Here is a 12,457-nt window from a genome sequence, read left to right as displayed (position 1 = left end):
GATATGGGAATTTGGGATTCAATATTAAAATATGGCGGCAAAGCAGCAAAAGCTACCGGAAGAAGTATGGGACATGCTGCACTGCATCCTTCACAAACCTTACGGGGCACAGGACAAGCCGTCAAGACCGCAGCCATCGGCGGTGCAGTCGGTTATGTGGGTTGGGAGAAACTAACCACAGATAAGAGCGTGGTACATATCGTAAGCGATGCGGTCATAGGGAAATCGGCTACGGATACCCTTGCAGATGCAGCGGACGGTGTGCGAGAACTGACAAGCAAAGCCGGAGAAGCAGTCGGTTCCGTCAGCGGTACGGTAGCCGGCATAGACTCAAAACTGGGTGGAGTATCGAATTTTCTACGGCAAGTCTCCAATGGCGGAGTTTCCGATATGTTCGGTAACTTTTTCCGTAATCTCGGACAGGGTAACGTGTCGGGATTGAGTATAGCGGGACTGGTCGCAGCAGCATTTCTTATATTCGGACGCTTCGGCTGGCTGGGCAAGATTGCCGGTGCATTTCTCGGCATGATGCTTATCGGCAACAATGCCGGTATTTTCCGCACACCTGATACGAGAAGCATACAACGAATACAGACACCCGCTCTTCCCGTTGAAGAACAGACGAATAACGGAGGGATGAAAAGATAAGAATACGAATCAAATATAATCACATAATGAAATATACAGAAGAAATGATCCTGCAATCCGAAAGTGGATACTGTATGCCTTTTGAAGAACGGAAGGGCAAGGATGTGAAACTATCGCTCGGCTACGGCGAACAAACCGATCCGGCAACGGGCAAAACATATTTTCATCATGGCATCGACTTCGATGTACGGTGTTACACGCTGGCGGCTGTTGCCAGCGGTATTGTGTCAGGTATAGGCAATGACCCTACACTCGGCATCTGCCAAACTATACGCTATGGGGAGTATGAAGTGACCTATGGGCATTTGTCAAATGTCTTCGCCCAGTTCGGACAGCGTGTCAAGGCCGGACAGACTGTAGCTTTAAGCGGTGACAAGCTGCATATCGGGATACGCTTCAAGGGTGAGGAACTGAATCCGCTGGAATTTCTAACCATGCTGTATGGGAATATCCAAGCATTGTGTCATGCTGATGGAGGCGAAGCGGCAACATCTCCCAACATGGAGATGGCACTGACCACCGATTACGAGCAGGACAGACAGGAAATAGAGGAATTGATGCTACGTTTCCTGCCCTACTACATGGAAGACTTACAGCGTGGTGCATACCGACTTCCTCCACATACGGAGCAGTCACTCCGCCATGTCTTTACAATGGGAGCAGTCAAAGAATACTTCTATGAAAATATGCCAAGTATATCCAACCCACTCGGACTGGGACATAAAGCAATGCCGCTTGCTTGTAAGGTGCAGAACCTACTCATTGCGGACTTCCTGCATTACCTTGCCCTACGGCATGGCGTGTACTTATCGACGATGGGCGATGATGTAAAAAAAAACTCTACGACGAAGCCCTGACCCATAGTGGTATCATTGACCCACTGGCAGAATTAGACATAGACATCCAGAGCTTTGACATACCGAGAGCAGTCACGGTATATCCTGACCGGGCCGGTGTGCGCTGGTGGACGAAAGCATGGTTCAATAACCGGGAAGAGGGCGAAGCATCGGTGGAGATTGAGCGAGAACAAGCGATACGCTTCATTCACGACAACATCGAGAAGGATGTATGGCTGGAAGAGTTTTATCCCAAACAGATGGAAATTTACCACAACGCCATCGAGCAGACAAAAGAGCAATTATTAATGAATAGAATAGGATAAACATATAATACACTATGGACGGAATCAAGCATAGCGGACGATTTGCAGAAATGGAACGCCTCGTGAACGACTATTTCAACTGCCATATCGCACCCATCATGTCAAAAACGCGGACTGACCTCATACGGAATCAGGGAGAGGAAATGAAAGAATATTCTACCTCTTTAGGTGGTATTCTCAGTATGATGGCATCTTCGGCACAACCAATGAGCGACCCCTATCAAGCACTCAAGGTCACAGGCGAATGGAACTCCAAAACAACAGAGGACTATATCGAGATGTGCAAGACGGAGATTACCGGTTCCGAGGAAATGCAGCAAGACCTTGCGTATATGGCCGGGCAGTGGCGGGATACCGTCGTGCAGGAAATCGGAAGGGCACGTTACAATGAGTTGTCAGAACAGCTCGGTTGTGACCTCGCCTATGCCTATATGGACCACCGGATAGAGGAACTGATGATTGACCGGTTGGTGAAAGAACGTATGCCCAAGTCTTCCGCTGACTACATTATCCGAAAGGCTGCCGAATCGAGTCTGCTGGGATTATCGCAGACGTTAAGCCGTTCACCGCTGACCGATGAAATAGAGGCACGAGGCGAAGCAGCTTACCGCCCGAACAGATGGGAAAAAGGTACGGGATGGATGTTGGGCACAGCCGCAGATACCCTGATGATGGGTGGTATTGGTTCATGGACGGCACTGGCAAAGTTTACCGGTGCAGATGTGGCTATTGCAGCCATCACCAATCATTTTGAAGGCAAGAAGCCTGATACCCTTTCAGTAGAACAGTGCATCAGTAAAGGAGTGTTCGGCAGAGACAGAAACGTATTCGACGATTTTCGCAAAGAGGCAGCCCAAATACAAATCAAAGAGAACACGGCGATTGGTACAGACAACAAGCAACTGAAAAAGAAAATCCCTGTCATGGACTTTGGCTTCATGGAATGGACACAAAACCAGAATAGCGGTTTATTGTGGCCGAATGTACAGAGCAAGGAAGAACAGAAACATGAGGAACGGTACAAGGGTGTGCCGATTGTTGTTGCTCCCGGACAGGAAGAAGCCTACTTGCAGTCTTTGGAACAACGTGACAAAGCGAAAATGGTCAGGACAGAACAGGATGAAATTATGAAAGAAGAGAAGCATGAAACTGTTGTTCCTGCCAATGATGTGGAACAACATGTACAAACGATACAAAGTGCGCAAGTAGCACAGGGAAACGGAAACGGTTGGGGCGGACTGCTTGGTATGCTGGGACTGGATGGCATAGGTAATATCACAGGCAATCTCGGTTATGTAATGGCCATGCTCCCTGATGTTCTACTGGGAATATTCACAGGCAAGACAGAATCATTGCATTTGGGAGACAATATGTTACCGATAGCGAGCATTGTGGCGGGTATGTTTGTGCGTAACCCGTTGCTGAAAATGCTCCTGATAGGCCTGGGAGGTATGAACTTGTTGAATAAGGCAGGACACGAAGCCTTGAAAGAACGAACAGAGGGAAAACTGAACGTAACAAATGAGAACAATGTGCAGTACCGATGCTATACAAATGAAACTCTGAACCCACGTATAGTAAACCCTGTATTGCAAGATAGTACGTTGATTGCCACGATAGACCGAGTACCGTGTACCATCCAGTTGTCACCGATTGTAGCAGAAGCCTACCGTACCGGGGCATTGCCTTTGAACACGCTGGCAAATGCTGTCCTTGCCAAGAACGACCAGCTTCGCCAGGCTGCCGCACGGAATTATGAGGACGGAAAACTGGAAACCATCGTGCGCCCACGGGGTATTCAATAATCCTATAATCAAATAAACGATATGAAAGAAAAATCGCAAATCGAAAAGAAAGCCGAGGAAAAACAAATCACCTTGCTTTCTACGGCTTTGAGTGAAGCCTCGAATGCCGGTGGACACTGGCTCAACGCATCAGGAAAGGGATACCCGCGCCTCTATCCAAAGGGTGTTTCTGTCAGCGCATTCAATGCACTATTCATGACGCTGCATTCTGATAAAAATGGATGCAAAACCAACCAGTTCACGCTATTCAGCGATGCCAAGGCACAAGGAGCCTCGGTGCGTGAGAATGAGCAAGGCGTTCCATTTTTGTTTTATAATTGGAACAAGTACGTTCACCGCAATAATCCAGAACAGGTTATCAGTCGTGATGACTACATGAAACTGTATGAAGAGGAACAAAAATTATATAAAGGTGTACATAACCGTGAAATTCGCACCTTGTTCAACATTGACCAGACGACACTGCCCTACGTGGATAAGGAGCGATACGAAACGACGTTGCGGCGGTATGGAAGTGCAGTGGAAAGAGGATATACGGAAGCTGACAACCGACGGTTGCATATTCAATTCAACGACTTCCTACTGAGGATGCGAGACAACCTTGTGCCTGTTCGTTTGGATGGAAGCGGTGTACCCCACTACGAAACAGATAAGGATGCGGTCTATATGCCGCGACAAAGAGAGTTCAGACATTATCACGACTATATACAGGAAGCCTTGCGGCAAATCGTGAGTGCTACCGGACACCAACAACGGTTAGCGCGTGAAGGTATGGTGATGAAGAACGGTGTGGCTCCTTCGGAGGATGCTGTCAGACAGGAACGGTTGGTAGTGGAACTGGCTTCAGGGATTAAAATGTTGGAACTGGGGTTGCCAGCACGGTTGTCTGAAGAAAGTCTGAAGACAGTGGAATACTGGTGCCGGGAGCTGAAAGAGAACCCGAACTTGATGGACGCTCTCGAAAGTGACGTAAACAATGCCATCGAAGTAATCAATAAAGCGGAACGGGGCGAGAAAATCGAATACGCCACCATGCGCAACCGGCGGGACACTTCAACCATGCAGGAGCAAATGCCCAAACATTATTTTGTGTCGAACGAGATTCGGCAGCATCCGGATAAAGAAACGAAAAAAATTGTGCTTGTTATTGACCCACAGGCAAAAACCGCAGATGTAATTCTTCCAGCAGGGGCTTCTACAGAGGTAGATAACGAGATACCGGGAATGAACAAGGGACGTATCATGCGAGCGTTGCAGAAAGATGGAATCGAGCAGGTACGCTTCTACAATACGGATGGTGCATTAGGTTATCGACCCGATGACAGTTATTTTGCCGAGAAGATGATTATGCTGGCCCGGCTGAAGAATTGGGCAATGGAGAAGCTCTCCACACTGGACGTGGCGTCAGCGGTCAAACAGGCGAATGAGATCGGATTTGACCACGTAGAGATGATTCAAGATGATAAGAAACGATGGGCACTTTATATCAAACCCGAAAATAAGAGCGGATATAGCATCTATCCTGATAAAGAAGATATAAACCGCTTCTTTTCAACACTCAAGCAAGCAATGGATAACATCGGTAAGGTTCGGATGGAACTGGCGCACAAGTATTATGCGCTGGCCGAGGTCAAACCTGACCTGAAGGTGGATTTGTTCAGCAGCGAAATGCCGGAAATAGACTTGAACCGTATTCAGCGTGTTTCGGTTTTCAAAACCAAACAAGACGGCATACAATGCGTCGCAACTATTGATGGGCAGAAACAGCCTGCCCGAAGTGTCACTCCGCAACAGTGGCAGCGGATGTGGATAGCGGAAGAGCGTGACAGCTACAAACGTCATTTGGCAGCTACCTTATTCGCAGACGTACTACAAAAAGGACAATCGCAGGAGGCACACACCGGAGAGAAACAACAGAAAGAAGCAGAGTTGTGGCCGATAGAAACGGTAGCGCAGGAACGGACGGAATCAGACAACAAGGGTATTTCACAGGAACGGCAGTTGTGGGACAAACTTAAAGCGAATCATCCCGATGCCTTGCAACTGCTTCGCACGAAAGATGGTTATCGGCTCTATAACGAAGATGCGGTACAGGGTGCAAAGATATTGGGCATAACCCTAAAAGAGTATCCGGAAGGGGACATTACGGCTTCAACGGAATTTTCAACGGAGCAGCTCGACAACTATCTGTCTAAGCTCGTCCGTGCCGGGGCACGGGTTGCTATAAGTGACATGGAGGAACAAGAAACACACAGAGGTTTTCATAGATAAGGAGTAAGGAAATGAGCAAGAACCAACAATACGCAATGAAATATGCAGAGTATGCTATGGAGCAGATGCGCCGGTACGGAATCCCCGCATCCGTGACGTTGGCACAAGGCATACTGGAAAGTTCCAACGGGCAAAGCCGTTTGGCGCAGAATGAGAACAATCATTTTGGCATCAAGGCTACGCCTGCATGGATTGCCGAAGGAGGAAGGTATGGTATATATACTGACGATAAGCCGAATGAGAAGTTTTGCAGTTATGACAGTGTGGGTGATTCATACGAACACCACTCCCGTTTTTTAAAAGAAAACAGCCGCTATGCCCAATGTTTTGCACTTTCGCCCGACGATTACAAGGGTTGGACACAAAATATCGAACAGGCCGGTTATGCCACAGGCGGAGAATATGCCGAGAGTCTGCAACGGATTATAGAGCAAAATGGCTTACAGCAGTATGACAAACTGGTGATGCAGGAAATGGAGACACAGGGTAAGCGGTTCGGTACGGAACATAATCCTCTCCGAACGTCTGAAAATTCAGAGTATGGTGCGAAGTACTCATTCCCGGTAGAGCGTGAAGAGTTTCTTTTTGTTACCTCGCCTTTCGGTATGCGGCAAGATCCGATGGACAACACGAAACAACAGATGCACAAGGGAATTGATATCCGTTGCAATGGCGATGCGGTACTGGCTACTGAGAACAACGGGAAGGTGGTGGCTGTGAATCAGAATAAGAACACGCCCGGTGGGAAATCGCTGACTGTGGAATATACCCGAACGGATGGCAGCAAGGTACAATGTACTTATATGCACCTTAAGGAGGTTACTGTAAAGGTCGGTGATGTAGTACAAGCCGGTGGGAAGCTCGGCACATCGGGCAACACAGGTACACGTACAACGGGCGAACATCTACATTTCGGCGTGACAAACTTCTATGCAGACGGAACAAAGCGTGACATCGACCCTGCGGCTTATCTGACTGAAATCGCCCAGAAAGGTAATATCAAATTGGAAGTGTTGCACAACGGGAACAGCCTGCTCACCCGATATAAAGGAACAGAAGAGAATGCCGCCGGCAAAAACCTTTCGCCCGACGGATGGATGAAGAAGTTGCTTTCGTCAGAGGATAGCGGTGTGGGAATGTCAGGATGCAATGACCCTATAGTAGAGATGGCGATGACAGCCTTTAGTTCCCTTATGCTATTGGCCGTACAAATCGACAACAAGAACGAGGAGGAGCAAAAGACTGCCATATCCAAACAAATGGATAGTGGACGCATCAATCTGAAATCATTATTACCGGGCATGAAAAACTGCGAACTGGCAATCAGTGAAAATGGAAAGGCTATTCTGCGAGTGAACAATGGAGAACTGCGTATGTCACGTGAGTTGACTACTGCGGAGTTAAGCCGTCTGTCGGCAACACTGAATAACAATACTCTCACAGAAGAAGCCAAAAGGATACGTGTAACCGGTATGCTGAATACGGTTATCCTCTCGGAAGCGGCTTCACAGAATTTTGAACAAGGGATGTCCCAACAGCAGGGACAGACAGAGAACCTAAAAAGATAGAGGCGTGGCGATATGGTAAAATGCGTGATGATACAGCTATGCAGATGTCTGTTCGGACTGTCCTACCTTGCCTTGTATGTCCTGCTCTGCTACCAACTCTTCGGCTGGGTAGCAACGCTCATTATCGTGAGCGTTCAACTGTTCCTTGCCGGATGGCTGATCTGGGCAATGATACGAGCACCCGATTAAGAGCAATGATTTAGCAGTTCAACAACAAATCATGGCAACACAGTTGTCGGGTGATTATGTATCACATTAAAAGACAATAGAAATGATAAAATGTAATGTTACGGTATGTGGCGTTATCGGACGTGATGCGTCGATACGCACCAATAAGGAAGGGAAAACGTTCCTGGTTTTTCCTCTTCGAGTAATGATCCCTGACACTGACGGGAAGACTATGCCTATTGAGGTGGATGTCAGCAAAGATACTGCCGGAAAGGAGGTTTCCAAATATCGAAATGGTTCCCGCATCGAGGTTTCGGGGACAATGTATCTCAAACACCGTGGTGACAAACTTTATTTCAATCTTTTTATTAACGAAATTCGTACAGCTACGGCAGATGCGAAAGATACGGTCAAGGGCGAATTGGTATTTCGAGGTAAGGTCGGGCAGCATATCGAGGAAAAAAGGGATAAGAAAGACCAGCCTTACACAATGTTCTCGGCATTCAGTACGGAGAAAGTAGAGGATGGATTTGAATACCAATGGGTACGTTTTTTCTGTTTTGGCAAAGAACGCGAAGCATGGTTACAGCCGGGCGTGCGAGTGGATGCCAAAGGTGAAATAGCCCTTTCGGCATATAACGGGAAGCTGAATGTTTCATGCAAGGTGGAAGAACTTGTACAGTATGTAGCAGATTCGTCTAATTCCAATCAGTAAAGGATATGGCCGGATATAAAAAACAGCACACGGACGGGCCGAACAGCGAAGATAAAGCATTAGACCTCTTCGCTGAAATGATGATTGAGAAAATCGAGAGTATCCGTAAGGATTGGAGAAAGCCATGGTTCACGGAAGGAGCGTTACAATGGCCCTGCAATCTTTCCGGACGCGAGTATAATGGCATGAATGCCATTATGTTGCTTATACATTGTGAAAAGGAAGGTTACAAGATTCCACGCTTCTGCACTTTTGAGTGTGTACAACGACTCAACAAATCCGATAAGGACAATCAGGAGAAACCTCGTGTTTCTGTACTTCGTGGAGAGAAATCATTCCCAATCATGCTGACTACATTTACCTGCATACACAAGGATTCTGGTGAGAAGATTAAGTATGATGACTACAAAAAACTATCTGATAACGAGAAGAAGGAATACAATGTTTATCCTAAGATGCAGGTATTCCGAGTCTTTAACGTGTCACAGACCAACTTGCAGGAGGCAAGACCGGAGCTGTGGCAAAAACTCGAAAAGGAGTATTCGCTACCGAAGATTGAGAACGGAGAGTATTTCAGCTTCGCTCCCGTCGATGCGCTGATAAAGGACAATCTGTGGATTTGTCCGATCAAACCACAGCATCAGGATAACGCTTACTACTCTATATCGAGAAATGAAATCGTTGTGCCGGAAAAGGAACAGTTCAAATCTGGAGAGGCGTTCTATGGAACACTATTCCATGAGATGACACACTCGACCGGTGCGGAAGGAGTTCTCGACCGTATCAAGCCGACAACTTTCGGCTCGGCAGAGTATGCGCGCGAAGAATTGGTAGCCGAGTTAGGTAGCGCATTGGTTGCCCAACGTTACGGCATGACGAAACATATAAAAGAGGACAGTTGTGCCTACCTCAAAGGATGGCTCGACGAATTGAAGGAATCGCCACAATTCATCAAGACAACTCTGTTGGATGTGAAAAGAGCGGCTTCTCTGATTACCCAAAAGGTGGATAAGATTGCACTGGAATTGGAGCAGAACATTGATGAAGAGCAAACAGTAGCACCGAAAGAAAAAGTGTATTATTCTTCCGTGGCCTATCTTCAGCTTACCGATGACACGATGCGGTTGGACGCATTCAAGGATAAGGGGGACTACGAAGGACTGCTGACTCTCGCCAAGGAGTATTATGACGGTAACGGCATTAACGAAGAATATACTTATTCTTCTCCCATACAGAACCGAGGAGACAATCTTTTGATTGAGGACAAGGATTTTGCTGTGGTGTACAATGGGAGTGTCGGGGGAACTTATGAAGTGATGCTGAAATTCACGGAAAAGGAAGTACGCGACCATATCAGGCGTTATGGTATCGAACATGCTGGAGATACGTTAAAAGGGGTAGCCAAGGAGATGGCTGCGGAACAATTCGCTATCATGACACAACAAAAGATTCCTGCATTTGAAATGCCGAATGGTGATGTGCTGTATGTCAGCTATAATAAAGAATCCGACATGATAGATATCGGGCCGGTTACTAATGCGGGACTTGTCGCACAACATCGTTTCCCATACGACCATAATGCTTCGTTGGATGCCAACCTGCAAACCGTGAACGAAAAGCTGAATAATATGGAGGAATACCGGGAAGAGCTACAAGAAGCAGAGTACAGCGGCGGAATGCGCCGATAAAACGGAAAAAGATGCGGAGCTGTTTGCTCCGTACCTTTTCTTGAATTTATTTTATTACTCTAACAAATTATCTATCATAGACTGTAAATTTGTTATATCGCAATACTGATTATGTCCCCCTCTGTAATCTTTCGCGTGTTGGGCTGTCCGGATTAAGAAAGAATCGAGTTCTATTTTTACACCGCTACCCATTCGGGACAAACCGGAAGAGTGACTGATGTAAACGAATTTACCGTTACGTTCTATGAAACAAGAGGTATTATAATGCCCCTTTAAGTTGAATGTTACTTTTGCGCCAACGGCTGTTGCGTACTTGGAAATCTCACGTACTAAGGCCGTTTGGAAACTGCGGTATTTTTTTGAAACATAGACTCCTGCATCTGCAAGGATTGCGTTCTGCCATTTGGTATAAAAATTCTGTGCCATATTTTTAATATTAATTCTGTAAATAATTCTCCCAATTCTCTTTGTCAATAGTTAATTTGTTCATTTCCCAATCGTATTCCACTTCCGGCATATCAGAATAAGGGAAATACACAGTGTAGCCTATCTGTCCATAAGAACAATGTAGCGGTATAACGCAAATCTCCTGACCACAATAAGGCTGTGGCGTACAATATTTCTTCCAATCAAAACGACCTGCTGCTATATTGCAGCAAAGTAATTTTAGAGTTACTATACCTTTCCAACTCTGAAAATCTTTTTTATAACCTTTTTTCATACTACTAATGTGCTATATTATAATAAACTTCGGGTTCACTTGACACGTTGTAAATCCAGCTTCCGCAACGTACCAATAGAGCATTCTTGCCATAATAGAGTTTCTTCATTCCGGTTATACTTCCTGTTATGTGAAAGTTAGGGAAACGACTGATGTCTATTTTCTGTGCATCGCATCTGTAGAGTGTTTTAGTTCTCATTGCATTTATTTTTTTAAGTTGTTTTTTATTTCCCTCTTCTTTAAGCCTTCCGACTTTACCCAAGAGGTTGTTTCATGTGCATTTTCAACGGTGGATGCAAGAACTATGAGCAAGTAACCGGAATGAAATTTTATGAATACCGGAATCTGTGATTGCGGAAGGTTACGTCAAATTTCATTTCAGGTAGCAACAGCGGTACTTGAACATCGTTTGCCACCGTACCTTTGCGCACGAAACAAACAATGGTGCATGTCGGGACTGTGAGAATGTAATACAATTAGAACAGGTAATATAGAATCGGTAAAAGAGGCTGTGAATTGGTAACAGAGGTTCGGCAGAACATGGTCTATAAAAGTAACCGGACTGTTATATAGGAAGATGATAACCACCCGCTTGAGTTGCGGGTGGCTTTAAAAATCGTAGTGGGATGCGGAACTTATGACGGTGGTGGATATATTACAACCTCGGATGATGGGCTTAATTGGTCATCTCCAGAACAGTTAGATGCTACTAACACTTTTTATGGGGTTTGTGCAATATAAAATACTTAATCGAATTATGTATGCAAAATTTTAGTAGGGTATGCTGGGAAACTGGCATACCCTAATTTTGTCCTATAAGTCTTGTTATTATAATAAAAGAGTAAAAGGAAAATAATAAACCGGAAAGACTTAACTGATAAAAAGAAGCTATTACCGTTTACCAACAAGAAGAACACCGGAGCCAGAATAGTAAAAAAATGTTTTTAATCGTGTGATTCTATTTCAGCAAGTAGAATAGGTGTTTGATAAACTGTTCGGTTATAATCATCGGCAAATCGAATCATTCTTCAAAATAAAAACAAGCGCATACTCCATTTTTTACTTCAAAATATGCATCTATAGTATTTTTATTGAAACAAATTCATTACCTTTGTATAATTCATTAAAACAAAACATTATGGAAAACAGAAAATTATTTCAAAAAGTAGAAATTTTATGTGAGTGCTGCGGTAAAAATTTACTTGAAAAAGATTCTATGGGAATTTTTGTTACATGGTTAGCAAATCAAAAATCATCAAATGGAAAAGATGTTTATCAAAAAGCATATTATTGTTGCAAAGGAAAGTGTGATGATATATTGAAAAAGAAATCTCTTTCAGAAGGGTTAAACTATGATAGATGGGAGGATATTTCTTCTTTCACAAATCCAATTGGGTTTATAAAAAAGAACCAACAGTGGATGAAATCACTCCAAGAAGGCGAACAAATATCAGATGAAGCATATGGTAAATTGTCAACACTATTCTGGGCGAGTTTTCTGGAAATTTCCAGAGATTTAACCCTTGAAGAGGAAGAAAAAGCTCGAAGATATATGCAAGAAGGGCTTGTGGATTTTCTATAAATATTCCGTGATACCAGTGTAAAGGCAAAACGCGTGCAATTGTATTGTTTGTCATGAGAATAATAAGCTGATGTGGCTTTAACAATGCCAATCTGCTAAGTCGCAGATTGGCACATTAAAGTCCAACCA

At 45.0% G+C, this 12,457-nt stretch carries 13 protein-coding genes; 10 read left to right on the top strand and 3 right to left on the bottom strand.

Translation table 11 applies throughout. The annotated features are described in order from the left end of the window. Window positions 1–3: 3 nt before the first annotated feature. From HMPREF0106_RS03055 to HMPREF0106_RS03085, 9 genes are all read left to right on the top strand, one after another. A complete protein-coding gene (locus HMPREF0106_RS03055; RefSeq protein ID WP_009040992.1) occupies window positions 4–648 on the top strand; it encodes a hypothetical protein in 645 nt (214 codons plus the stop codon). Window positions 649–674: 26 nt separating this feature from the next. Continuing rightward, the gene (locus HMPREF0106_RS03060) at window positions 675–1,505 is read left to right on the top strand and encodes a M23 family metallopeptidase (RefSeq protein WP_009040991.1); all 831 of its coding nucleotides are present in this window, start codon (window positions 675–677) and stop codon (window positions 1,503–1,505) included. Window positions 1,506–1,528: 23 nt separating this feature from the next. Then, window positions 1,529–1,810, top strand: coding sequence for a hypothetical protein (locus HMPREF0106_RS0125225; protein ID WP_009017568.1), 282 nt, complete (start codon window positions 1,529–1,531; stop codon window positions 1,808–1,810). Window positions 1,811–1,824: 14 nt separating this feature from the next. Next, complete coding sequence (locus HMPREF0106_RS03065) at window positions 1,825–3,615, top strand: hypothetical protein (protein WP_009040990.1); 1,791 nt, start codon at window positions 1,825–1,827, stop codon at window positions 3,613–3,615. Window positions 3,616–3,636: 21 nt separating this feature from the next. Next, window positions 3,637–5,886 carry a zincin-like metallopeptidase domain-containing protein gene (locus HMPREF0106_RS03070; protein ID WP_009040989.1) on the top strand — a complete coding sequence of 750 codons (2,250 nt, stop codon included), beginning with the start codon at window positions 3,637–3,639 and terminating at the stop codon, window positions 5,884–5,886. A gap of 11 nt (window positions 5,887–5,897) precedes the next feature. Continuing rightward, window positions 5,898–7,454: a glucosaminidase domain-containing protein gene (locus tag HMPREF0106_RS03075; RefSeq protein WP_004308692.1), complete on the top strand. Its 1,557-nt coding sequence runs from the start codon at window positions 5,898–5,900 to the stop codon at window positions 7,452–7,454. A 24-nt stretch (window positions 7,455–7,478) separates the two neighbouring features. Further along, entirely contained in the window at window positions 7,479–7,643 is a 165-nt protein-coding gene (locus tag HMPREF0106_RS26860) for a hypothetical protein (protein ID WP_007898907.1), read from the top strand. An 82-nt stretch (window positions 7,644–7,725) separates the two neighbouring features. Continuing rightward, window positions 7,726–8,337 (top strand): hypothetical protein, encoded by a 612-nt coding sequence (locus tag HMPREF0106_RS03080; protein WP_009040988.1) that lies wholly within the window; start codon window positions 7,726–7,728, stop codon window positions 8,335–8,337. Between the two features lie 5 nt (window positions 8,338–8,342). Continuing rightward, entirely contained in the window at window positions 8,343–10,025 is a 1,683-nt protein-coding gene (locus tag HMPREF0106_RS03085; protein WP_009040987.1) for a zincin-like metallopeptidase domain-containing protein, read from the top strand. Window positions 10,026–10,079: 54 nt separating this feature from the next. Here HMPREF0106_RS03085 and HMPREF0106_RS03090 read toward each other — a convergent pair whose 3' ends face one another. The 3 genes from HMPREF0106_RS03090 to HMPREF0106_RS03100 are packed head-to-tail and all read right to left on the bottom strand — an operon-like array spanning window position 10,080 to window position 10,945. Beyond that, a complete protein-coding gene (locus HMPREF0106_RS03090; RefSeq protein ID WP_004308703.1) occupies window positions 10,080–10,451 on the bottom strand; it encodes a hypothetical protein in 372 nt (123 codons plus the stop codon). 10 nt (window positions 10,452–10,461) lie between these two features. After that, window positions 10,462–10,746 carry a hypothetical protein gene (locus tag HMPREF0106_RS03095; protein ID WP_004308705.1) on the bottom strand — a complete coding sequence of 95 codons (285 nt, stop codon included), beginning with the start codon at window positions 10,744–10,746 and terminating at the stop codon, window positions 10,462–10,464. 4 nt (window positions 10,747–10,750) lie between these two features. After that, entirely contained in the window at window positions 10,751–10,945 is a 195-nt protein-coding gene (locus HMPREF0106_RS03100; RefSeq protein WP_004313635.1) for a hypothetical protein, read from the bottom strand. A 939-nt stretch (window positions 10,946–11,884) separates the two neighbouring features. On the opposite strand from HMPREF0106_RS03100, the gene HMPREF0106_RS03105 reads away from it, so the two are divergent. Continuing rightward, window positions 11,885–12,328, top strand: coding sequence for a hypothetical protein (locus HMPREF0106_RS03105; protein ID WP_005777227.1), 444 nt, complete (start codon window positions 11,885–11,887; stop codon window positions 12,326–12,328). Window positions 12,329–12,457: the final 129 nt, after the last annotated feature.

Source organism: Bacteroides sp. D22 (assembly GCF_000163675.1).
Lineage (GTDB): Bacteria > Bacteroidota > Bacteroidia > Bacteroidales > Bacteroidaceae > Bacteroides > Bacteroides xylanisolvens.
The sequence above is the reverse complement of the archived record's forward strand: the minus strand, read 5'-3'. Positions and strand labels throughout refer to the sequence as shown.

Bases quoted from the DNA above. Each gene is read 5' to 3' on its own strand.
- HMPREF0106_RS03055 (WP_009040992.1), top strand. From the start codon at position 4: ATGGGAATTTGGGATTCAATATTAAAATATGGCGGCAAAGCAGCAAAA.
- HMPREF0106_RS03060 (WP_009040991.1), top strand. From the start codon at position 675: ATGAAATATACAGAAGAAATGATCCTGCAATCCGAAAGTGGATACTGT.
- HMPREF0106_RS03065 (WP_009040990.1), top strand. From the start codon at position 1,825: ATGGACGGAATCAAGCATAGCGGACGATTTGCAGAAATGGAACGCCTC.
- HMPREF0106_RS03070 (WP_009040989.1), top strand. From the start codon at position 3,637: ATGAAAGAAAAATCGCAAATCGAAAAGAAAGCCGAGGAAAAACAAATC.
- HMPREF0106_RS03075 (WP_004308692.1), top strand. From the start codon at position 5,898: ATGAGCAAGAACCAACAATACGCAATGAAATATGCAGAGTATGCTATG.
- HMPREF0106_RS03080 (WP_009040988.1), top strand. From the start codon at position 7,726: ATGATAAAATGTAATGTTACGGTATGTGGCGTTATCGGACGTGATGCG.
- HMPREF0106_RS03085 (WP_009040987.1), top strand. From the start codon at position 8,343: ATGGCCGGATATAAAAAACAGCACACGGACGGGCCGAACAGCGAAGAT.
- HMPREF0106_RS03090 (WP_004308703.1), bottom strand. From the start codon at position 10,451: ATGGCACAGAATTTTTATACCAAATGGCAGAACGCAATCCTTGCAGAT.
- HMPREF0106_RS03095 (WP_004308705.1), bottom strand. From the start codon at position 10,746: ATGAAAAAAGGTTATAAAAAAGATTTTCAGAGTTGGAAAGGTATAGTA.
- HMPREF0106_RS03100 (WP_004313635.1), bottom strand. From the start codon at position 10,945: ATGAGAACTAAAACACTCTACAGATGCGATGCACAGAAAATAGACATC.
- HMPREF0106_RS03105 (WP_005777227.1), top strand. From the start codon at position 11,885: ATGGAAAACAGAAAATTATTTCAAAAAGTAGAAATTTTATGTGAGTGC.